This is a genomic window from Mycoplasmopsis hyopharyngis, assembly GCF_045276885.1.
GTDB classification, from domain to species: Bacteria; Bacillota_I; Bacilli_A; order Mycoplasmatales; family Metamycoplasmataceae; genus Mycoplasmopsis; species Mycoplasmopsis hyopharyngis.
The window spans coordinates 563,320-587,499 of record NZ_CP174164.1 but is presented as its reverse complement, the minus strand read 5'-3'; the positions used below and the strand labels follow the sequence as shown (position 1 = coordinate 587,499).

The window sequence follows — 24,180 nt, the reverse complement described above, 5'->3', positions numbered from 1 at the left end:
ATTAGTTATCCTCTTCTTGTGGTTTTAAAGAGGTTAAATTTAAAAGCAGCTCTTTATTATTTTTTGTGTAATAATCATCGGGTTTTGAAATATTGAAATCTTTTAATTCTTGAATAAAAGTATTTTTTATTTTATTATTTTCACCAGTAAAAATTTCAGTATTGAAATATTCTATTTTAAAAACATCCAAGTTTTGTTTATAAGATTCATTTTCTTCTATTCATTTAAAATCTTTTTCTTTTTTGGTCCCCTCGCCATTATTTATTCTATATAGTCTTTCATAGCAAGCATCTATACCTATATTATTTTCATTATTAGTTACAATAGTATAGGTTCTATTACCACCATCTTCTTTGTTTAAATCTAAAACAGCATGTCCTGTTGTACCAGAACCAGCAAAAAAATCAAGAACTCTTGCATTTTTATTTTTATGTTTTGTTAATAATCATTTAATCAATTGTATTGACTTAGGATAATTAAAGGTTTTCTTTTCAAGAATATCGTTTAATATTTTGTTACCGTATTTTCTAGTATCAAAGGTTTTTAATGAAGTATCTTTAACAAATCCATTAAATCTATTTTTATGATAAACATGAAGTTTTCCTTTTTGATTTTTTACAAATTCTAATTCTGTTTTATATTCCATCAAAAATCGTTCTTTTTCTCAATTTCATGGGTATTGTATATTGTTTCTAATTTCTGGTCTTATTGGTGTATAACCATTTTGAATTAAAATTTTGTCATAATTACAAAATGCTTCTTTGTTTTTATCATACTCATCTCTAATGATTACATCTTTAGTTAATTCATTAAAATAAATTGTATATCCTCTATTTTTATTTTTAGCTAATGGTGAATTAATGGAATCAAAAGCATTTGTAATAGCATAATATCCTTGATTATCTGTATATTTATATTTCTTTTCATCTCATTCAACTTTTATTTCATAATTTAATGCTACTTTCTGATTGTTTTTACAATAACATAATAAATATTCGTGTTGAAGTTTAAATGTTTTACTTTGATTTGCTCCTTGAGCAGTCTTATCTATAATAAATGTAGTAATAAAATTCTCTTCACCAAAAATTTCATCCATTAATATTTTTAAATATGCTTGTTCGGTGTCATCGATTGATACAAAAATTACACCATCATCTTTTAAAAGTTGGTGTGCTAACTTTAATCTTTCATTCATCATATTTAGCCAGCCATTACGACTAAATTTATCACGGTAAATAAATTTAGAAGCTGACACTTTATCTTTTTCGGAAAAATTATTTCCATCTGAACCTGCTGATTCAGTATTATAAGGAGGATCAATATAAATTAGATCGTAATTAGATTCAAACTCGTCTCTCTCTCTCTCTCTCTCTCTCTATTACTATTAAATTCTTAAGAGCATCATAATTTTCTCCAATGATTAAAACATTTTGATCTTGTTTATTCAACGGGTTATTCATAAAAGATAATTTTTCATCTTTTTTAAGTAAGGCAACTGATGTTGTATCTAAGCTTGGTGCTGCATCAAAAGTAAAGCCTACTTTTACTCTTTGAATTAATAGTTGGAATATTGCATCAAGATTTTCTTTGTTAGTATTATGTGTATTGATTAATATGTCTTTTATTAATTTTTTTTGATCTTGGTTCAATAAACTTTTTGACATTTCATCAATATCTTTTAAATAGTTATTTAAGTCTTTCATTTTTCTCCTTATATTTTTCATACTTAATTATATTAGTAAAATAAAACTAATTTATTTATTATTCATAAGTTATTGCTAGTGGTAGTTGTCTTAATAACTAAAGATGCTAGACTTTTTTAAAATATATTACGAATAAATTTCATATATAAAATAGTTTAAAATGAGTAAAATTGATATGTTAATTTTTTGTATTTTGCTTTTTTATAGGCTAAAACACAAAAATAAATTTTAATAATTGAAATTGTAAAATAGATAGAATATATCTATGAAAAAATTCAATAAAAATCTTAATTTATTAGCATTAACTCCATTAATTACTTTTCCTATAATAGGGGTTTCTGCAATTTTAAAAAGCGCAAATAATCTTAACAATATTGAGGATGCAACTAATCAAAAACCGGATGAAAATTTGTTTAAACATATTAGCGATTTTGAAACAAATGAAATCACATATAAAGCAAATCATCCTGGTGCTATGTTTAGAGATAAGCAATATAAAGGTAATTTAATGTCTTTAAATATAAATGGACAAATTACAACTTTTAATAAAGGAATTGGTGTTCATGCAGGTTGTGAGCTAGTTTTTGATTTAAGAAAATATGACTATGATAAATTTAGTTCTTATTACGGAATGGATAGTACACAAAATAAATCGACAGGTGCAAAAATATCATTTTATTTTTCAGAATCAAATCAGTTAGAAAATGCTATATGACAAGATTTACAAATTGATTCTGAAATATATACTTATGAAAAACAAGCAAAATTTATTTCTTTAAATATAAAGGGTAAAAAGTTTATTAAAATAAAAATTGATTCTATCAAAGGTTTAGCTAATTCTAATAATCACATTAATTTTGCTAGAGCAATTTTTCATAAACAAAATTTTAATTATGATTTAGCTAATAAATTTGCTTTTATAAAAGACTTAACATATTATGCTAGCGAACTTACAAAATTAACTTCAATTGATCAATACAATGAAAATAATGCTAATTTATTGTACAAATATATGTTTATCAAAAACATTGGTTATAATGAACTATTAACCTTGTTAGAATATAACGACGCATATTTACAAGTAGTTAAATGACTATTTCAAGATTCTGAAGCAATAAAACTTTTAATGACCGGTGGTAATCTAGAAAGTCATGATAGTCAAATAGGTTGAAAAAGAGTTTTAGATAATTTAGCAAATTTATATAAAAAATATAAAAATGATTTTAATGATAATAGTATTGATCCACAAACTAATGTCAAAATGAGTTTAATTTTCAAAAAGATGTTAATTTCTATAGCATTAGTTAATACTAACAACTCAAGTAATTACGGATATGGTGATTATTGAGGTACACCTAATTATTCTTCTGATAAATATTATCGTTATGAAGTTTTTAAAAAATTAAGACTAGAAAATGATAAGCAAGATCAAGAAGAATATTTAGCAGAATTACAATCAATTCCTGAAAACGAAAGAACAAATATACAAAAAGAACATTTAAAAAGAATTAAAGAACAACTTCAAAACAATGTTTATCATTGTAAATTAAATAAAGAAATATTTGATAATTTACCAATCGAATATATGAGATGAGTATTTCATGGTCTTTATTCTGACAATGAAATACTTTGATTTAATTATTTTGCTAGACAAAAAAATGGTTTTTCAGGAAATTATTCAAAAGGTGGTTATGATTTTGTTGCTTATACACAAGCTGATGCTCATCAAAAGTTTTTTAAGAAATTTAATTTAAATAATCCTGATGATCCAATAGCGAAAGAAAAATTTGCACAAATGGATAAAAAATATAAGCTTTCTAAATTTGGTATTAAAAATGATGGTAAATACAAATTTTGAATAGCAGTTGAAGTTGGACAAGTTTGTGGTGGAATTTCAAAACATGGAACTTCAATGCTAACTAGTACTGGTCATCCAGCATCAGTTATTGGACAACCAGGTCATGGTGCTTATTTAAATTATGCTTTTGATAAACAAAAAAATAGAGTTTGAAATATCGATAACAATGTTGGCGGTTGATTAGTTGCGGAAAAAAAGGAAAGACTTCCTTTAAATTTTGTTCCTAAAAATAAATCTTTAATTAATGTTAATTATGTAATTTTGTCAGACAGAGCAATTCAAGAACCAGAAAAATACTTTGCTTCACATTTTTGAATGCAACTATCTAAAATTACAAATCAAAATGATTTAGCAAAATTAGAATTGTATTGTTGAACTAGTTTACAGGCAAATCCATTTAATTATGATGCTTGAATTTCTTTAATTAATTTGTATAAGAAACCTAATTTTAATGTTCAAACAAATCTTAAGTTTCTTTTAGCAAATAAGATCTTGAATGATTTAAAGAAGTTCCCAGTAGTTTATTTTGAACTAATTAAGGAATTGTTAAAAAATGAACAAGATTCAATTTTAAAATTTGAAGTCAATAAAAAGTTACAAGAAAATTTAATACAAGATCTAAAAGCAGAAAATGATGAATTTTTTAAACATCAAAATATTACAAGAGAACAAGCAAGTGGACTTTTAAAAATTGCCAATAACAATTTAGCAACCTTTGAATTTGATGGAGTTTTAGCAAATAAAATAGTCATCAACCCAATTTACAAGAATAGTTCTAATACGTATAGATTTAGTGTTGATGGCGGTAAAACATTTATTCGAACTAGTGAAAATGAAATATCTTTAACTAAAGATCAAATTTTACAAGCATCTAAAAACTTGATGATTATTGTTGGAATTATGGGGAGTCAAGAAAATCATAATATTAGTATTGAACAACAACAAATTACAAAGGAAAATTATGAAATTAATTTATATGAAGGAACATTATCTGGCAATAAAAATAATTTGCAATGATCTTTTGATCAAAAAGAATGATTTGATTTTGAACAAAAAGATTTAAGAGTTTCAAAACAAAGCAAAATTTTTCTTAAAAAGAAAGCTTTTTCAAATAAGACAGAATCAAATATTATTGAAATGATTTTAGATAAAAAAAACAATTTTGAAGATGATATTTATTTAGAATCCAATCAATATTCTGGTTTAGCTTCAAGTGAAGAAACTCAAAAAGAGAATTTAACAATGAAGCATTTATTTGATGGTGATCAAAAAACATTTTGACATACAAAATATTCAGATAAAAATGAAGATAAGTTTATAGAATGACATTTTAATCAACCAATTTATATTAGTAAATTAGAATACATTCCTTATATGATTCAACACACTATTTTAAAAGGTAAAGTTTTTGTTGCTTATGATGATCAATTTAACAAATGACAAGAAATCACTGATTTTACATGAGAAAAAAATTTGGATAATAAATTTATTTATTTTGCAAATAACAAACAAATTAAACATTTAAAAATTAGAATTACACAAACTTCAAATAAAGACAATATTCATGCTTCTGCTAAGGGTTTTAATATTTGAACAAGAAATCATAAGTTAAGTAGAATATTAAATAATGATTTAAAAATTAGTACTAATTCACAAGAATTGCAAAAATCAAATGATGCTATTGAAAATGCTTTAAATGATTCAAATGGTATTTGACATTCTAAATGAGATAAATCAATTAAGAATCCATATGTACTTTTTGAATTTAAAAATGTCAAAAAAATTACCAAAATCAAATATTTCCCAAGACAAGATGTCAATTCAGGTTTTATTAAAAGTTTAAAAGTTTTAGTTTCAAAAGATAGTATCAATTTTATTCCAATAGATGTTCAAATTCAATGAACAAATGATAAACAAATTAAAGAAATAGTTTTCGATAAACCTTTAGAAGCAAAGTTTATTAAACTTGATAATATTGAAAGTTATAACGAACATATTGCAGCAAAGAAATTTGAAATTTTTGAACACGTAGAACAAATTAAAGAACAAAATCAAGTTCAACAAAATCAAAACCAAAAAAGTAATAAAAAGAATACTGTTGTTATTGTTTGTTCAATTCTAGCAACAACAGTATTATTAGTAATTGGTGTTTCGATAACAATAATATTAGTAAGAAAAAACAAACATTTAAAAAATGTTTCAAAATAATAATAAAAATCATATTCCTCATTATCAAAGAATATGATTTTTATTATTCATAGAATAATTTACCTTGAATTTTTTTGTGTTCAGGATCAATTGAAATAATTTTTAGTTTAATGTTTTGACCAGTCTTTACAATTTCAGATGGGTGTTTTATATAGTGATTTTTATCTCTTTTTAAATTAGAAATATGGATAAGCACTGATTCTTTAATTCCGATATAAACAAAAATTCCAAAATCAGTGATATTTAAAACACTTCCTTCATAAATTTCATCTACTTTTAAATCTTCAATTGTTAAAACATCTTTTCTTAAAATATAACCATCTTTACTATCTCTTATGTCTTTTCCTGGATTTTTCAAAGAATCAATAATTAATTTAACATCATATTCATTTGAGTTAAATTGCTTTGCTAGTTCTTGAATATTTTGTTTTTCTAAAAGTTTTTGATCGATGTCAGTTAAATCTAATTCAATGTGTTCAATGATTTTTTTAGCTAATTCATATGATTCAGGGTGAATTTGGGTTTTATCAAAAAAGTTTTTTGAGTTATGAATTCTTAAAAAACCAACAGCTTGTTCATATGCTTTTTGTCCTAAACCTTTAACCTTTTTTAATTCTTCACGAGTTTTAAAAAATTTATTTTCCAAACGATATTGTAAGATATTTTTAGCCATAGTTGTTGATAAACCAGAAATATACTTTAATATTTCTTCAGTAGCAGTATTTAAATCTACTCCAACCAAGTTAACTACTTTATCAACTTTATATTGTAATTGTTTGCTTAATTCCTTTTGATTAACATCGTGTTGATATTGACCTACTCCAATTGATTTAGGATCAATTTTAATTAATTCATTCAGTGGATCTTGATATTTTCTACCAATGTTGATCGCACTTCTTTCTTGAACATCTAAATCAGGAAATTCTTTAATCGCTATATCAGAAGCAGAATATACTGACGCACCAATTTCAGATACAACTGCATAGCTAATGTTTTCATTTTTGGTTTGTTTTCTTTCTTCAATAATAGAAGCTATAAATTTTTCAGTTTCTCTTGAAGCAGTTCCATTACCAATTACTATAATATCACTATGGTATTTATCTAATAAATTATTAACAATGATTTTTGCTTTTTCTGTCTGATTTTTAGGGGGATTTGGAAAAATTATGTTCTTATCTAATAAGTTTCCACTTGCATCTAATGCAACAATTTTACATCCATTTACATATGCTGGATCAATTGCTAAAATTCTTTTATTTTTAACCGCTGGGAATAAAAGCATTGCTTCTAAATTTTCAGCAAAAAGCTTAATTGCTTCTTTTTCTGCTCTTTCAAATAAATCAGTTTTAATTTCTCTAATAATTGAAGGAATGATTAATCTATCTAAAGCATCTTTTAAACTATCTAAAATAATTGTTCCTGTAGTTTTAATTTTGAAATATTTAGCATTAAGATCATAAGTAATCTTTTTTAAATTAGTTTCAATATCATAATTCAAAATTTTTAAATTTTCTCCCCGTGCTATTGCTAAAATACGATAGTTTGGAATATGATTAACTCTTTCTTTGAATTCATAATACTGCTTAAAGTTTTCTTTTTCATCAATCGCATTCTTTTTTAAACTAGTGATGATAGTTCCAAAGTTTAAAAATTGCTCTTTAACATAATTTCTAGTTTCAATGTCTTGTGACATAATTTGAGAAATAATGAACTTACTTTGTTCAATTGCAAAATCAACTGTGGTTACTTTATCGTTTAAATATCTTTGTGCTTCTTTGTAAGGATTAAATTTATCATCATTTGCTTCCATAATTGTTTTTGCCAAAGGTTCTAATCCTAAAGCAATAGCTTCAGTTGCTTTGGTTTTTTTGCCAATTTTAAATGGTTCATAAATGTTTTCTAGTTCAGATTTGGTTTCAACACTTTTGATTTTGTTTTCAATTTCTTCTGTTAATAAACCTCTTTCTTTCAAAATATTAATGATTGCTTCTTTTCTTTTGTTTAATTCCACATCATAAACATAAAAGTCATTAATTTGGGCAATTTGTTCTTCATTTAAACCATTAGTCGCATTCTTTCTATATCTAGCAATAAAGGGAATAGTAGCACCTTCTGCTAAAAGATCCAATGTTACTTGTACTTGTTGCTCTTGTAAGTTTAATTTTTTAGCAACAAATTGAACTGATTTTAATTCCATAATTTCTCTTTTCTCAAAAATTTTTAGTTTTATAAAACAAATCCACAAGGGATTTTGCTTTTCTATTTTTGGTATATATTTATAATTTATTATTAATAATAAAGTAAAATTAGTTTATTATGTTTATTTAATTTTATTTTTGAAACAATGATCTTATTGTACTAGGAAGGCAAAAATGGGAAAAAGACAACAGTCATTTTTTGAAAGATTAATGGAAAAAAATGCCATTCAACAAGAAATGAAAAAACAACAATTTAACCAAGAAGAAAATAGCAATAACAAAAAGAAAAAAAATCAAAGTTGAAAATTTATAGTTGCAGGTTCTATACTTACTGGTGCTATCGCTACTGCTATTACTGTTCCACTTGTAGTCAATTCTACTTATGTAAAAGTTAATAAAGCATTACCGGGAAACTCACAAGTATTTACTTATGTAGCAAACGGAAAAACATATACATATACACTAGACCAAATACAAAAATTAGCCAAAGAAAATGGTGCAATTTTAAACTCAACTAAAGTATCTGAATTAGCAAAACAAGCTATTTATTTCTTGTATGAAAAAGAACAAAAAGCTTCTGTAGAATTTCAAAGATTATGAAACCTTTCTTTAAAAACTGGTGAAACAATTAATGAAAACATTGCTTTAAAAACAATTGATGAAATCAAGAAAAAACATGAAAACTTATTAAAAGATGCGGAAAAAGGTTTTAAAACTAGATTAGGTGCAAAAGCCTGAGAATCATCATTTAAAGAGTTTTTAACTAAAAACTATGATAATGCAGAAACCATTGAAGATGCTGTTGAAAAAGAAACTTTTAAAGAAATAAAAAAAGATGCTTTAAGAAGATTTGAATTAGTAAGCGAAGATAAAAGTGCTGAAATTGATAGAATTGCTAACTCTGATATTTACCAAATTGATCCAAAAACTGGTAAAGTAAATACAACTAAAATTGTTTCAAAAGGTGAAAAAGTATTCAAGTTTTATCAAAGAGATAAAAACTACTTTAGACAAGTTGGAACAGATGGTAAAGAATTTGGAAAAAGTCATACCTTCATTACCAAAAGTTTTGTTCCTGAATGAAAAGATGCAAGTATTTTCCTAACTGAATTTTTTAATACTCAAAAACCTTATATTGTTAGTTCATTTACCTTACCTGGTATAGTTCCTACCAAAGAAAAAGAAGAATGAAAAGTTGATAGAAAAGCAGCGAAATTCCTATTTTCATATTGATTGATGAATAAGAAAAATGACAAATTTGACTACGAATATAAGCAAGGTTATGAATGATTAAAAGAAACCTTTAATTCATTAGATGAATTTATGAAAATTAAAGAAAATAGTAGTGATGCTTGAAAAAAACAAGTTTATAACTCACTATTAACTGATACTGATACATTTTCTTTAGGCGATTCTGCTAATTACGGTTCAACCGGAATTATTAGTGGACTTTCATTATTTAAAGAAAATAATTTAGATTTAGGTATCGGTTTGTTAGAAAAAGTTTTTACTAATGTTGATCAAGCAAATGTTAAAGAAGTTGATTTGTTTGGAAAACTAAAAGAAATATCAAAAAACATAGCAACTGATTCAGGATTAGATCCAAATTTTCCTTCTTTTAACTATTCAGATTTAAAACAAGCAGAAGAAAATAAGAAAAAAGCACTTGAATTTTCTACTAAATTTGAAGAAGCAATTAATCCGATTAAAAATGATACAAAACCTAAATATGATGATGATAAATACAAAACAATGGTTGCTGATAAGATAAATGAACTTTTCAAATCAACTAATGATAAGTTTTTAAGCATTTACAAAGTTAAAGATATGAATGATGTAAAACTTGTTTTAACAGCAAAAGGTATTAAGTTAATTAAATACACAAAAGTTGAATCGGTTGACAAATTAAAAGAATATATAAAAGCTGATTTTCAAACCAAATTAGAAAATGAAAATTCAAAATTGCCTATTCCTTCATACAATGTAATCAAAGCATTAAACACTAATTTATCAACTGACTTGAATATTGTTGATACTTTAATTGATAATGGTGAATTCAAAACTTTTATCAAGACTAAAGACAATATTTTCCATCCAGATAGTGTTGTTGGAAATATGAAAAAATATGATGATGTTACAATTACAAACATTAGTTTAGTTTCTAAAAATATGAAAACAGGTATTGCTAAAAAAGCTGTTTTAGAATCTAATGACACAGTTGAAAAATGAATTAAAAAACAGTTAGAAAACAAAATGAACGCAAATTTTAAAGAAGATGAAAAATCTAAAAAAATATTCATTTGTAAAAATGGTGGAGAAATTCCTAATGATTCTAAGCCAGCGGACGAAGTTCTTTTAAATTACATTCTTAAAGATTTATTTAACATTGAAGATTTATAGGAGGAAAAATGAAAAAATTTAGAAAAATAATTTTAGGTTCAGCGATTTCTTTTGCATTATTATCTCCTATTGCAATTTCAGCTTCATGTGGAACAACTGTTGATAGTCCTGAAAAAAAACAACAAATTGTATTTTTAAAAGATAAAGCAAGAAAAGAAGAATTAGAAAACTTTTGAACAGAAAACACTATTTCTTCACTTTACAAAATTGATTTATCAAAAGATCAAACTTTGTACCAAAAAACCATCAATGATAAGCAATCAAATCTTTTTAAAGATGCTTTTAAAATTTTCAAACTATATTGAAAATCAAAAATCAATACAGATAAACAATACTTTCTTAAAAAAGAAGTAGATTGAAAAACTGAAGGTATTATTTTCTATGAATACAAAGAAAATAAATTAACACCAACAAAAAGTTTTTCAATCAAAGAAATTGGTGATTCAGAACCAACTGAAGATCAATTCTTAATTTTATGAAACACTGCTAAAACTCAAATTAAAAATGAAATTGAAAAATTCATTTTAGTTGATAAATATTTAGCAATCGAAAATGTTGATGAATTAAAGAAAATTGATAAAGATTATGAAAAAAATAGCAAAGAATATGTTGCTAAAAATTACAACTTATTAAAATATGTAATTAGCAAAAAACCATCACAATTATGATCAGGTTCTTCTTCAAATGAATCAGGTATTGCTGGTAAGTTACAACACAATCCTTCTATTAAAGGTGTTGATGATTTTAACTCTTATGTACAAGGTGATGCAAAAGATAAAAAGCTTAATTTAGAAAAAATAGCTGATTTGGATAATGTTGCTGATTTATCAGGAGACAAAGAAGCACTAGAAAAATTAATAGGTTACCAAGGGATTATTTTTGGCGAAGAAACCAAATATGGTTTAAATTGAGATACTAAAACCAATTTAGAACATTCTAAACCATATGTTTTAGGTTATTACCAACCAGTTTTAGGCAGTTTGATTACTGCAACTGATTTAAAGAAAAACCCTAATGGATATTTAGTTAAATCTGGTAATACAACCATTATTGCTTACTTAATTCAAGTTTTACCAGTAGCAAAAACTGTTAAAGAAAAAGATAAAGATGGTAAAGAAATTGAAAACAAAAAATTTACTTTTGAAGGTTCAATTTTTGAAAAACATTTAGATAATTTAGCATATCTTTTATACTTAAAAGATTCTTCATTGATTGAAACAGCAAAACAAGCTTTTTACAGTTTAGGTTATTTAATTGATATTAAAAATGAAGAATTAAAGAATCTATACAAAGATGAAAAATTCGTTAAGAAAGACTAATTATGCATGATACTTTTTTAAAAATTATCAATCGGGAACTAGAAAGCAAAATTATTTATGAAGATGATAAATGTATTGCTTTTTATGATAAATTCCCAGTTCAAGAAGGTCATTTTTTAGTAGTTCCTAAAAGGAAAAGTAAAAACCTTTTAGAAACCACTGATGAAGAATTATTTTACTTAATGACTATTGCTAAAAAATTGGCTAAAGAGCAAATCATTGACAAGTTTCCTAATAGCGGTTTTAAATTAGTGATTAACACTAATGAAGCTGCTGGACAAGTAATTTTTCATACACACATTCACATTATTCCTTACATTAAAAAATAACAGGTCTAAGTGCCTGTTTTTTGATTAATTTAAGCAAAATTAATAAGCAAAAATTGCTTATTTAGGAATCTATTTTTTCTTGATTTTGTAAAATAAAAAATCATTATTAATAGTAAAATAAAATAAATTATTTATTTTATAAGGAGCATCATGGATTGTTGTGGTTATTGTAATCGCGAGAAACAAATTTTTAAGTTTAATAACCATTTAATTTATGATGGAAACTTAAGCTAATTTATTTCGCAATCCATTTGTATTAAGGGGAAAAATGAAAAAGACAATCATTAATACAAATGAAATAACTAATAGATTGATAAATGCCTCAAATTCTTCCAATGAAGAGTTATTTTCGCTTTATGAAAGTTCAATTGATGGAATTACAAGTGAAGAAATTGTGGAGAAAAATCAAGAAAAATACGGAAAAAATAAGTTAAGCAAAAAGAGTAAAAACAATGTATTTAGAAGGCTAATCAATTCCTTTTTTAACCCCTTTTCAATTATCTTAATTGTTTTAGCTTTGGTTTCTTTTACTTTAGATGTAATTTGACCATTAGCTACTAAAAGATATAAAGATGTTGAACCAATGACAGTAATTATCATTATGTCAATGGTTATCATTTCAGGGATTATTCATTTTGTTCAAGAAACTAAAAGTAATTCTAGTGCTGAAAAGTTAGTTAAAATGATAGAAACGACTACTAGAGTAAGACGGAATGGAATAGCTTATGAAATTCCCTTACAAGATGTTGTAGTAGGCGACATTGTCGAATTAGCAGCTGGTGATATTATTCCCGCAGATGTTAAAATCTTATCTGCAAAAGACTTATTTGTTTCGCAATCTTCATTAACCGGTGAATCTGATGCGATTGAAAAATATAGTTTTTTAAATAAAAACGCCAATTTTGAAAACATAACTGATAGAAATAATTTAGCTTTTATGGGAAGTAACATTATTTCAGGTTCTGCTAATGCAATGGTTATTAGTACAGGAAATAGTACTTTTATTGGCCAAATCGCCAATAAAATTAATGAAAAACCAATTAAAACTGATTTTGAAAAAGGTATTAGTTCGATTTCATGACTATTAATTAAATTAATGTGCATTATGGTTCCAATGGTTTTATTGATACTAATTGTTAAACCATTTATTTTAGGAACAGAAAAAAAATATATTGATGCTATCTTTTTTGCTATTAGTATTGCCATTGGTCTAACCCCTGAAATGTTGCCGATGATTATCACTAGTACTTTGGCCAAGGGCGCGATTTCAATGTCAAAAAAGCAAACTATTGTTAAGAATATTAATTCTATTCAAAACTTTGGAGCAATGAATATTTTTTGTACTGATAAAACTGGAACATTAACTTTAGATAAAGTTGTTTTAGAAAAGCACTTAAACATTTATGGAAATGAGGATTCAAGAGTTTTAAAATATGCTTTTTTAAATAGTTGATTCCAAACTGGTTTAAAAAACTTATTAGATAAATCAATCATTGAAAAAACCGAAGAACTTTCAGATGTTGCAAAAGATTTAAGAAACTTAGACAAAGTTTATGAAAAAATTGATGAAATTCCTTTTGATTTTGAACGAAAAAGAATGTCAGTTTTAGTTCGTGGACAATCTAAAAAAATTCAAATGATTACCAAAGGTGCAGTTGAAGAAATTTTATCAATTTGCGATCGAATTGAACTAAAAGAAGGGGTTGTTGAAAAAATCAATTCTGAATATATAAACCAAGTGTTGCAAAAAGTAGATCAATTAAATGATCAAGGGATGAGAGTTATTGCTGTAGCGCGTAAATCAAATCCTGCAGGTGAAGGTAAATTTAGTACCAAAGATGAAAAAGAAATGATTTTAATTGGTTATTTAGCCTTTTTAGACCCTCCTAAAGAATCAACTAAAAAAGCAATCGAAAACTTACATACCTTAGGGGTTGAAGTCAAAATCCTAACCGGAGATAACGCTCGGGTAACTAAAGCAATTTGTAGACAAGTAGGAATTGATGCTGACAATATTTTATTAGGGAAAGACATTGCAGAATTAAGTGATGAGCAATTACAAGAATTAGTTAAAGAAACCCACATTTTTGCTAAATTAAGTCCTGATCAAAAATCAAGAATCATCACTATTTTAAGAAAGCAAAATAATGTAGTTGGTTATATGGGGGATGGAATTAATGATGCACCAGCGATGAAGGTTGCTGATGTATCAATTTCTGTTGATACTGCTGTCGATATTGCTAAAGAATCAGCTAACATTATTTTGTTGGAAAAAGATTTATCGGTTCTAGCAACCGGAATAGTTGAGGGCAGAAAAACTTATTCAAATATGAATAAGTATGTCAAAATGACAGCAAGTAGTAATTTAGGAAATATTTTTAGTATGTTAATAGCTACTTTAATTCTTCCTTTTATTCCTTTATTAGCAGTTCAAATTTTAATTATGAACTTAATATATGATTTTACTTGCGGTTCAATTCCTTGAGATAACGTTGACAAAGAGCACATTTTAAAACCTAAAAAATGGAATCCAAAATCTGTTAGAACTTTTATGTTTTGATTTGCGCCAGTTTCTTCAATTGTTGATATTTTAGCTTTTATCATTTTGCGTTATGTAATGATACCTAATGTTTTACCTGGTATTAGTGCTAATACTGAAGAATTTCAAAAAATGTTTTGAACTGGCTGATTAGTAATTTCAATGTGAACGCAATCATTAGTAATTCATTTTATTAGAACTCAAAAAATACCATTTATTAAATCAATAGCTTCTTGACCGGTAATTGTTTTTTCATTTGTAGGAATCGCAATTATTAACACTATTCCATATATTCCTTATTTAAATAGTTTTTTAAAATTAACACCATTACCGCCAATCTTTTATTTGTGACTATTGCTGTTTTTAGGAATCTATATTGGTTTAATTTCTTTAATCAAATTCCTTTATATTAAAAAATATAAAGAATTGCTATAAAAACATAAAAATCAAGGAAAGCAATCTTGCTTTCTTTTTTAAATTTTTCAAATAAAAAAAATATTTTTAAGCTTTTTGCAATTTTTGTACATATTATATTGGGCAAAAAATAAAAACGGAGGTAAAAACATGACTGAAAAAGAAATTGAAATTTCTAAAAAAGAATTTCATTTAATTTCAAAACAATATGATAACCCTAAATATTTTTATCAAAAAGATGATGAAAATAATAAAATTATACTAATTATGAAATTCGATCAAGGTAGCAAGAAGCAAGCAATTAATCCAAATACTTACAATGTGTCAAATTTGACACCAGAATTTTTTAGAAACTTGTTAAATGATGTTTTAGACGAAAGGTTTGGCAAAAATAATTGTTTTATCTTAGACGAAATTAAGAATGTAAAAACTGAAGTTGAAAATATAAAAACTGAAGTTGCGAATATAAAAAATGAAGTCGCGAATATAAAAACTGAAGTTGCGAATATAAAAAATGAAGTCGAAAACATAAAAGTTGAAATAAAAAATATAAAACAAGAAATTGTAGTGATAAACACAAGAATTGATGCTCTTGAAGTAAAAGTAGATGAAGGATTCAAACAAGTTCATAAAGACATCAAAATGCTCAAATCATTTCACAAAGATGACATTGAAAAAATACATTAAAAAATAATTTGAATAAACTTATTACTTTTACAAAAAAACATCGCTTGGTAAAAAGGCGATGTTTTTTGATTTATTTGGTTGTAGCTTTTTTATCAATTTCTTTCAATCTTGCTGATTTACCACTACGGGTTCTCATGTAGAATAATCTCTTACGTCTTACTTTATTTGAACGTAATACTTCAATATGAGCAATTAAAGGAGAATTAACTGGGAAGGTTCTTTCAACACCAATTCCATATGAAATTTTTCTTACTGTAAATGTTTCTCTTGTACCTGATTCTTTTTTGCTAATTACTAAACCTTCAAAGATCTGAATTCTTTCTTTTTCTCCTTCACGAACACGAACGTGAACACGAATGTTATCTCCGGTTTCAAAGGTTGGAAGATCTTTTCTAATTTGACTTTCTTCAACAATTTCTAATAATTTATTTCTCATTTTTTATCCTTTCAATGATGTCTGGACGATTTTTAAGTGTTTTTTGATATTGTGCTTCTTTTCTTCAATTATCAATTTCTTTGTGATTACCATTTAATAAAACTTCAGGAACACTTAAAGTTTTACTAATTAAAACGCTATGATAATTCCTTGGTTGTGTAAATTGGGGATAATCTAATAGTCCTTGTTGTTCAAAAGATTCATACATATGACTTTCTTTTTTAATTACATTAGGGACCAATCTTACTACTGTATCAGCAATCACCATTGAAGGTAATTCCCCACCAGTTAAGACATAATCTCCAATTGAAAGTTCTAAATCAACTAATTCAGTTATTCGTTCATCAAAACCTTCATACCTACCAGAAATTAATGTAATTTCTTCTTTGGTAGCTAAAAATTTAGCTATTTCTTGATTAAACTTAATTCCTTGAGGTGAAACTAAAATTTTATATCCACCTTTATTTTTCAAAGAATTAAGTGCTAAATCAATTGGCTCAATTTGAAGCAGCATACCTTGTCCACCACCAAAAACTGTGTCATCCACTTTTTGATGCTTATCCTTACTAAAATTTCTTCAATCAATTACTTCAAAAGCAACTAATTTTTTTTCAATTGCTTTGGAAATGATTGATTCTTCCAAAAAGGGGTTGAAATATTTAGGGAACAAAGTTAAAAAATTAATTTTCATAGACTATTTTGTTGCTTTTTTTGTTGAAGTTTTTTTAGTTGTTGTAGCAGTTTTTTTAGCAGCAGTAGTTTTAGTTGCTTTAGTTGAAGTTTCTTTCACTACTTTTTTAACTTCTTTTTTAGGTGTTTTTTCTTTTGAATCAGTTGTTTTAGTTGCTTTATTAAATTTAGCATTTAATTTGTGTTTTCTAAATAAAGCGTATACAGTATCGGTTAATTGTGCACCTTGTTCCAATCATTTTTTAGTTAATTCTTCATTGATTGAAAAAGTTTTTGAATGTGGGTCATAATTTCCAAGAGCTTCAATAAATTTTCCATCTCTAGGAGCACGAGCATCAGCAACTACGATTTTGTAGTTAGCATTAAATTTGCTACCCATTCTCTTTAATCTAATTTTTACCATAAATCTCCTAATTTTTAATTAGTCTGTCAAGCAAAAGCGCTTGACACCACTAATGTAAATAATTTTAATATATTTTTATTTATTTTTGCATAATTTATTTATTTTTAATATCATTTTTTTATGATTAAATTTGCTTTTTATAATTGTTCTTTTGGATACTTTAAAATTGGTTATCAAGACCAAGTTGTTCATTCAATTTCTTTTAGCTTTGAACCTTTTGCTAATCAAAATCATCAACCTACTTTTTTTACCCAAAAAGTCTTTGACCAAATTTGTGAATTTTTACAAGGGCAAAGAAAACAATTTGATTTTGAAATTAGCTTTATAAATGGAACTAAATTTGAACAATTGGTTTGAAATCAATTGTTAAACATACCTTATGGTTCTTATAAAACTTATAAAGAAATTGCAATAGAAATCCAAAGACCTAAAGCATATAGGGCTGTGGGGACAGCGGTAGGAAAAAATCCAATTATTTTAGTGGTTCCTTGTCATCGAGTAATGGGTTCAAATAATAAAATTGGTGGTTATGCCCATGGAATTGAAATAAAAAATAAAATTCTACAAATTGAAAATAATGATTTTTTAGGATAAAAAAATAAGGAAAGCAATTTTGCTTTCTTTTTTAAATTTTTCAAATAAAAAAAATATTTTTAAGCTTTTTGCATTTTTTGTACATATTATATTGGGTAAAAAAATAAAAACGGAGGTAAAAACATGACTGAAAAAGAAATTGAAATTTCTAAAAAAGAGTTTCATTTAATTTCAAAACAATATGATAACCCTAAATATTTTTATCAAAAAGATGATGAAAATAATAAAATTATACTAATTATGAAATTTGATCAAGACAGCAAGAAGCAACCAGATAATCCAAATACTAACAATGTGTCAAATTTGACACCAGAATTTTTTAGAAACTTGTTAAATGATGTTTTAGACGAAAGGTTTGGCAAAAATAATTGTTTTATCTTAGACGAAATTAAGAATGTAAAAACTGAAGTTGCAAATATAAAAACTGAAGTCGAAAACATAAAAGTTGAAATAAAAAATATAAAACAAGAAATTGTAGTGATAAACACGAGAATTGATGCTCTTGAAGTAAAAGTAGATGATTTACGTGAAGATGTCAAAATGCTCAAATCATTTCACGAAGATGATATTGAAAAGTACAATAAAAAGAATAAAAAATAATTTTGTGTAAGCCTTAACAAAAAAATAGACTTGTAATTGAAAAATTGCGAGTTTTTTTGTCTTAGTTTAGAGGAAATTAACCATTCTAATTGCTTATTTACACAATAGCACCAAATAATGGTGTTTCATTTTATTTCAAAATCATTAGTTTAAAAAGATGATGAAAATAATAAAATTATACTAATTATGAAATTCGATCAAGGTAGCAAGAAGCAACCAGTTAATCCAAATACTAACAATGTGTCAAATTTGACACCAGAATTTTTTAGAAACTTGTTAAATGATGTTTTAGACGAAAGGTTTGGCAAAAATAATTGTTTTATCTTAGACGAAATTAAGAATGTAAAAACTGAAGTTGAAAATATAAAAACTGAAGTTGCGAATATAAAAACTGAAGTCGAAAACATAAAAGTTGAAATAAAAAATATAAAACAAGAAATTATAGTGATAAACACAAGAATTGATGCTCTTGAAGTAAAAGTAGATGAAGGATTCGAACAAGTTCATAAAGACATCAAAATGCTCAAATCATTTCACAAAGATGATATTGAAAAGTACAATAAAAAGAATAATTTAAGCAAAATGCTATAAAACTAGCCCAAAATGGTGTTATTAATATTATTAATAATATATACTTTTATTATAGTTATTTAAGTATTAATAAAAGTGAGCTTAAAATGGACAAAAAAGAAGAAAATGTACAAACTAATCCCCAAAATTTACTAAATAATACCCATAGTCAAATTTTAGTATTAAATGAAAATAAATTTACACTCAAAAGAAATGTTTTTTTTGATTTTTTAACTACATTAAAAGTACATTTTCAATACTTTTTTAAAACTTTGTTTTTAGTGCCAAAAAATTTAAAATCTTTAAGAAAAGAAAGAAAAAATAATAAAAAACAAAAAAATACTGCTGAGGAAGAAATTAACTACAAACCATTAATTCATACAGTTATTATTACTAATGAACAAGAAAATGTTAATGATATTGTTAATATTCCTTCATCAGTTTATGAATCAGAGAATAACAAATATGATATTTCTAACCAAGATAATGCTGTTGATGCTGCATTGTTAGCAAAAAGCTTTGAGTTAGAAAGATCATTTGGATTTAAACAAAATGAGGTTAAACCTTTCGAAGTTAGTGAAAGTGAAATCAATGAATTAGCAATCATTGATAAAAAGATTAAGGAAGAACAAGAAACTAATTTAGCTTTAGTTGAAAACAAGAATTATCTTCCTGGAACCAACATCTTCGAATCACTAGTTCCTGAAAATAATTCATTGATTAGATTTGTTAGTAAATCAAAAAATAAACTTTGATGAAAATTACTTATTTTCTTTGGTTCAATAGGAGTTGTATCAATTGTTGCTTATGTTGCTACAACATCAATTATGAGAATCTTAAAAGATAAAGAAAATTATGAGAAAACTTACTTTTATCGTAAGGAAATTGATAACTTAATCACTGATTCTAATCGCATTATTTCTAATAATGTTGAAAAAAGAGATAATCGTGACATTGACGCTATTACTAAATTAAAAACTGCTATCAAAATAGCACAATTAGAAAGCAGTAAAATATTAACTTGACCAGAGTATAAAGAAATTTTTGAAAAATTCCAACAAGAATATACTCAAGTAATAAATGAAATTACTGAAAAAGAAAAATTAGAAATAGAAATTCGTGAAAATTCTATCTATAACTTAGCAGTATTAATTAATAAATTTTCACAATATGAAAACGAAGGAAAATTTACCGATTTAGTTAACAAAGTTGTTGATTTAAAAAAATATGTCGAAACAAGATTAAAGAACTTTTCAACTGTATTTACTTTAGTAGATATGAAAAATTTCAAAATAGATATTGATAAGTTTTATTCTCAACATTCTGATTTAATGTGAGCTAGATATAATGATTTTCAAACTATTTTAAAATATGTTCCTCATATTGAAAACAAAACAAATATTTTTCCTTCTGAAATTTTTAAAAAATATCAACAAAAAATTGAATTATTCTCATTTACTAATGAGCAAAAGAAATTCTTAAAAGATAGAAACATTACTTACAAAATTCAAATTGATCCAAATGATATTGAAGGAGAAATTACTTTCAAGATTTCATACTTTATTGAGATTTTCGGTGTTAAAGTTTCAATCAATTCTAATTCTGGAAGCAATTTTGAAAAAATTCAAGTTGTTGATTTGAAAAAATTTGATTTTCAAAATGATAAAAGACCACAATTGAATGCTAAAAACAATTATGAATTTAATAGTACAAATTGAAATGAATTTAAAAATAAAGTTATTCAATTTACCAATAATGAAAATTACGACTTATTAAATAGTCTAATCAAAGTTGAACATCCGGATCCTGACTTAAAATACAATTTAGTTTTTGATAAACAAAGTGTTTCTTCTCCAAGCTCAAACATTTTGAAAATTAAATATAAATTAGCATCACAAGCAGTTTCAAGATACAATGAATTAAGAGAACAAATTGAATATGCACCAGTTATTTCTAAAAATGAATATGAAGTAAATTTAAACTACTATGATTTTGCGGTTTTAAATTCTAAAAATGAGAACTTTACTAAATCTATTAAAGATATCAATAATCGAAATGAAGAATTTTTCAAAACTACTTCTGAACACCTTCACTTTGTTTATGATGCTGATTTAGCACAAAGAACATTTAATTTCTATAAAGCCAAGGCTGCTGAAATCGAAGATTTATTTACAAAATTTGGTGATCCATTAGATCTTGAAGGTTTAAACAAAGAAATTGGTAAGCTTTCTGAAGCAATTACAAAAGAAAAAACAGAAATCATTCAACTTTTTGAAAATAGAAATAACCAAAAAGATGAATTAAGAAAAATTATTAAAAATATTGAAACCTTTGCTGAAAACAATATTAATAGAAAAATTACTAATATTGCTAAAACTAATGAAGTTTATGACAAGATTGCTACTTCAATTACGATTTTAAATACTCCAAGTACTGATTTATCAGTTTATGAAAATAAACGCAATGAACTAGAGCAATATTTTAATGAAATCAAGACCTGAGCAAATTACAAGAATAGTATGATTTCAAATATGGAAAATGAATTAAAAGACTTTATTCATTGAATGAGTAGCAATATTACTGATACTAGAAACGCTGAGTTTTTAGTTGATGCTAAGGCATTAGAAACTACATTTAAAAATGGTATTCAATTAAGATTTGGTACTTCACCAGAACTTAATGCGATGAAAAAAGAAATGGAAGATGCTTTAAGAGAATTCCAAGAAGGCACAAATAAATTTAAGAAAAATATTCAAGCTAAAAACGAACTTAAAGAAGATTTCCAATATCAAGTTGAAACCTTTAAAAACTCAATGAACGCTTATGATTATGAACATGATAATCAAAAAGCAGTTTATAAAAACATTTTTGATGAAGCTAAAATTGCTATTGGTAATGCTTCTATTGTTTACAAAGACACCAAGAGCACTACTGACCAACTTAAAGCTGCTAAAGATATCTTTATCGCTAAAAAAGTTGAATTGGAAAATGCTATTAAGAAATTGAACGATGACACCAAAGCAGCAGCACTTGCTAGAATAACTGAATTAATTGCTCAATTTGCTTCTTTAATGAACGAAATTGAAAAGAAACAAAATAGTGAAGATTTAACTAACCCATTAGATGAAGAACTTGACAATATTAAAACTAATATCGAAAAACCTGAAGAAAACTTTGCTCATCTTCATGTTAAAAATAAAGCATTAGTAGAGCAAACATTTAATAAGTATAAGACTAAATTAGACGCTAAAAAAGCAATAATTAACAATCTAAAAACTTTAATCGAGCAAGCTAATGCTAGATATCAAGCGATCCAAAATATTGATAAATATAAGAGCTTGCTTGCCGGTTTTAAGAGTGTTATTGATTCAGCAACTGCTAAATTAAATACTAATATTCCTACATCTGTTGAAGAATTTAGTGTCGAAGTTGCTAATATGCAAAACTTATTAGTAGAAATGAATAAATAAAATGCAAAAAGTTCAAATTTTTGAAGTTAAGCATAATGATTCGATTGCTTTTGTTGCTGATTTTGTTTTAAATTTGGCTAAACAAAACGATCTTAAAATCATTTGCTTAAATGGTGAATTAGGAGTAGGCAAAACGCAATTAACTAAAGAAATCGCTAAACTTTTACAAATTAAAGAACATATTACCTCGCCTACATTTAATTATTTAAAACTTTATCCTAATTTAGTTCATATTGATGCTTACAATTTAAAAGGAAATAATTTAGATGAATTTTATGACTATTTTGAAGACAACTATGTAGTCATTGAATGAGCTAATTTGCTTAATACTAATTTTGCTAAATATATCAATGTTGATATTAGCTTATCTAAAAATAATACTCATATTTTTTCTATTAGTTATCTAAAAAGGGAATAAAATACAAAATAGGAGTAAAAATGCCTACGAATAATAATTTTAAAAAAACTTATATTTGTTTTTGAATTTTATTCTTGTTTATTTCTTTGCTCTTTTTATCTTTAGCATACTGAATTGACTTTGGTTATGTTTTAGGTTTTACTTTAGGTGCTTTAATTTCTTTTTTATTTATTTATATAAAAGATATTTTAAGTAATAAAATATTGTTAAATAACAATAAAAAAAGCTCAATAACTATAATCTATTTTCTTTTCATTATAGATCTTATAGTTATTGCTTTTATTTCATTTTTGGTCTTTAAAATGAATGCTAAAATTGCTAAAACTAGACTAGAAATTGCTTTATATCCTTACAATATTTTTTGTTATTTAGCAGGATTAGCATTATTTCACATTTGTGTTTATATTGCTTATATTCCTTTTGAAAAAATGTTTAAGAAAAAAGCAAGAAAGGAGGTGATTATTGACCATAAATAATCAAGAGGTTAATCCTTTATTTCGTAATTGAAATCAATGAAATCAACCACAAATATTTTCTTTATTTATTGTAGTTCTGATTTGTTTTATCTTTTCTTTATATGTATATATAAAACTTAAAACTTCTTTCAAAGTAGATAAAGCGCCCAAAGGTATCTTATTACTAATGGAAGAATATTTAGTTTATGTCACTGGCACATATGACGAAGTAACAGAGAAGAAATTACCTCATTTGCGCTTTTACATTTTTGCTTTAGTGTCATTTCTAATTGTTGGTAATTTGATTTCCCTTCTTGGCTTTGAGCCGATTGCTTCTTCATATTCAATTACTTTAACCTTAGCATTTATTACTTGATTAGGAATATACATAGTTGGAATTTGATTCCAAAAATGAAGGTTTTTCAAAAAGTTCTTGATGCCAACCGACTTAATTGGTCAATTCGCTCCTTTAATTTCTTTAAGTTTGCGGATGTTCGGAAACATAGTGGGTGGTGGGACAATAGTCTTTTTACTATATTCTTCATTAGGTGGTCTATTTGATTTGATTTTCAAAAATCATAATCAGCAATGAGCAAAATATTTATTTGCACCCATTTTAGCCCCATTTTTCCATATGTATTTCGATCTATTTGGTGCCTTTATGCAAGCAATGGTTTTCACTATTTTAACTAGCATATATTGAGCATCCGAAGCGGTCAAAATTGAAAAGAAAGCTAAAAAAGCAAAGATTAAACAAGAAACAGAACAAAAATTTATTAATGTATTAAAAACTAGTCAAAATATATATTAATTTGACATCATATTTTAGTTTTAAAAGGAGAAACAATGATTGAAACTATTACAAAATTAGCAGAACAAACTACAGATT

18 protein-coding genes and 1 pseudogene are annotated in these 24,180 nt (G+C 25.4%); 13 read left to right on the top strand and 6 right to left on the bottom strand.

Annotated features, from left to right (window positions below; genetic code table 4):
* Position 1: 1 nt before the first annotated feature.
* Together ACJA25_RS02395 and ACJA25_RS02390 are read right to left on the bottom strand one after the other, a co-directional pair.
* Positions 2–1,321 (bottom strand): site-specific DNA-methyltransferase, encoded by a 1,320-nt coding sequence (locus ACJA25_RS02395; protein ID WP_406616189.1) that lies wholly within the window; start codon positions 1,319–1,321, stop codon positions 2–4.
* 16 nt (positions 1,322–1,337) lie between these two features.
* Positions 1,338–1,724 carry a type III restriction endonuclease subunit M gene (locus ACJA25_RS02390; RefSeq protein WP_406615010.1) on the bottom strand — a complete coding sequence of 129 codons (387 nt, stop codon included), beginning with the start codon at positions 1,722–1,724 and terminating at the stop codon, positions 1,338–1,340.
* Positions 1,725–1,968: 244 nt separating this feature from the next.
* On the opposite strand from ACJA25_RS02390, the gene ACJA25_RS02385 reads away from it, so the two are divergent.
* Entirely contained in the window at positions 1,969–5,769 is a 3,801-nt protein-coding gene (locus ACJA25_RS02385; protein WP_406615008.1) for a discoidin domain-containing protein, read from the top strand.
* 43 nt (positions 5,770–5,812) lie between these two features.
* Here ACJA25_RS02385 and ACJA25_RS02380 read toward each other — a convergent pair whose 3' ends face one another.
* Complete coding sequence (locus tag ACJA25_RS02380; RefSeq protein WP_406615006.1) at positions 5,813–7,966, bottom strand: Tex-like N-terminal domain-containing protein; 2,154 nt, start codon at positions 7,964–7,966, stop codon at positions 5,813–5,815.
* Positions 7,967–8,141: 175 nt separating this feature from the next.
* Here ACJA25_RS02380 and ACJA25_RS02375 point away from each other — a divergent pair, with 175 nt between their 5' ends.
* The 5 genes from ACJA25_RS02375 (at position 8,142) to ACJA25_RS02355 (ending at position 15,655) form a co-directional block, all read left to right on the top strand.
* Complete coding sequence (locus ACJA25_RS02375) at positions 8,142–10,367, top strand: HinT-interacting membrane complex protein P80 (protein WP_406615004.1); 2,226 nt, start codon at positions 8,142–8,144, stop codon at positions 10,365–10,367.
* Between the two features lie 8 nt (positions 10,368–10,375).
* Positions 10,376–11,686, top strand: coding sequence for a HinT-interacting membrane complex lipoprotein P60 (locus ACJA25_RS02370; protein WP_406615002.1), 1,311 nt, complete (start codon positions 10,376–10,378; stop codon positions 11,684–11,686).
* A 2-nt stretch (positions 11,687–11,688) separates the two neighbouring features.
* Complete coding sequence (gene hinT, locus ACJA25_RS02365; RefSeq protein ID WP_406615000.1) at positions 11,689–12,015, top strand: histidine triad protein HinT; 327 nt, start codon at positions 11,689–11,691, stop codon at positions 12,013–12,015.
* A 268-nt stretch (positions 12,016–12,283) separates the two neighbouring features.
* Positions 12,284–14,989, top strand: coding sequence for a magnesium-translocating P-type ATPase (gene mgtA / locus ACJA25_RS02360; protein WP_406614998.1), 2,706 nt, complete (start codon positions 12,284–12,286; stop codon positions 14,987–14,989).
* 129 nt (positions 14,990–15,118) lie between these two features.
* Positions 15,119–15,655, top strand: coding sequence for a coiled-coil domain-containing protein (locus ACJA25_RS02355; protein WP_406614996.1), 537 nt, complete (start codon positions 15,119–15,121; stop codon positions 15,653–15,655).
* A gap of 70 nt (positions 15,656–15,725) precedes the next feature.
* Here ACJA25_RS02355 and rplS read toward each other — a convergent pair whose 3' ends face one another.
* The 3 genes and pseudogenes from rplS to rpsP form a co-directional block, all read right to left on the bottom strand.
* Positions 15,726–16,091, bottom strand: coding sequence for a 50S ribosomal protein L19 (gene rplS, locus ACJA25_RS02350; protein WP_406614994.1), 366 nt, complete (start codon positions 16,089–16,091; stop codon positions 15,726–15,728).
* A complete protein-coding gene (gene trmD / locus ACJA25_RS02345) occupies positions 16,081–16,782 on the bottom strand; it encodes a tRNA (guanosine(37)-N1)-methyltransferase TrmD (RefSeq protein ID WP_406614992.1) in 702 nt (233 codons plus the stop codon). Before trmD ends, rplS begins: the two co-directional genes overlap by 11 nt.
* A 102-nt stretch (positions 16,783–16,884) precedes the next feature.
* Positions 16,885–17,184, bottom strand: a pseudogene (gene rpsP, locus ACJA25_RS02340) (30S ribosomal protein S16); the annotation flags it as partial.
* Positions 17,185–17,304: 120 nt separating this feature from the next.
* Between rpsP and ACJA25_RS02335 the strand changes: the two are divergent.
* The 7 genes from ACJA25_RS02335 to ACJA25_RS02305 all read left to right on the top strand — a co-directional run bounded on the left by ACJA25_RS02335 (position 17,305) and on the right by ACJA25_RS02305 (position 24,102).
* The gene (locus ACJA25_RS02335) at positions 17,305–17,778 is read left to right on the top strand and encodes a methylated-DNA--[protein]-cysteine S-methyltransferase (RefSeq protein WP_406614990.1); all 474 of its coding nucleotides are present in this window, start codon (positions 17,305–17,307) and stop codon (positions 17,776–17,778) included.
* A 123-nt stretch (positions 17,779–17,901) separates the two neighbouring features.
* Positions 17,902–18,378: a coiled-coil domain-containing protein gene (locus ACJA25_RS02330; protein WP_406614988.1), complete on the top strand. Its 477-nt coding sequence runs from the start codon at positions 17,902–17,904 to the stop codon at positions 18,376–18,378.
* A gap of 186 nt (positions 18,379–18,564) precedes the next feature.
* Positions 18,565–18,969, top strand: coding sequence for a coiled-coil domain-containing protein (locus tag ACJA25_RS02325; RefSeq protein WP_406614986.1), 405 nt, complete (start codon positions 18,565–18,567; stop codon positions 18,967–18,969).
* 86 nt (positions 18,970–19,055) lie between these two features.
* A complete protein-coding gene (locus ACJA25_RS02320; RefSeq protein WP_406614984.1) occupies positions 19,056–22,418 on the top strand; it encodes a hypothetical protein in 3,363 nt (1,120 codons plus the stop codon).
* 1 nt (position 22,419) lies between these two features.
* Complete coding sequence (locus ACJA25_RS02315) at positions 22,420–22,836, top strand: tRNA (adenosine(37)-N6)-threonylcarbamoyltransferase complex ATPase subunit type 1 TsaE (protein WP_406614982.1); 417 nt, start codon at positions 22,420–22,422, stop codon at positions 22,834–22,836.
* A gap of 20 nt (positions 22,837–22,856) precedes the next feature.
* Positions 22,857–23,312, top strand: coding sequence for a hypothetical protein (locus ACJA25_RS02310; RefSeq protein WP_406614980.1), 456 nt, complete (start codon positions 22,857–22,859; stop codon positions 23,310–23,312).
* Positions 23,299–24,102, top strand: a complete 804-nt coding sequence (locus tag ACJA25_RS02305; protein WP_406614978.1) for a F0F1 ATP synthase subunit A — start codon at positions 23,299–23,301, stop codon at positions 24,100–24,102. Before ACJA25_RS02310 ends, ACJA25_RS02305 begins: the two co-directional genes overlap by 14 nt.
* The last annotated feature ends 78 nt before the right edge of the window (positions 24,103–24,180 follow it).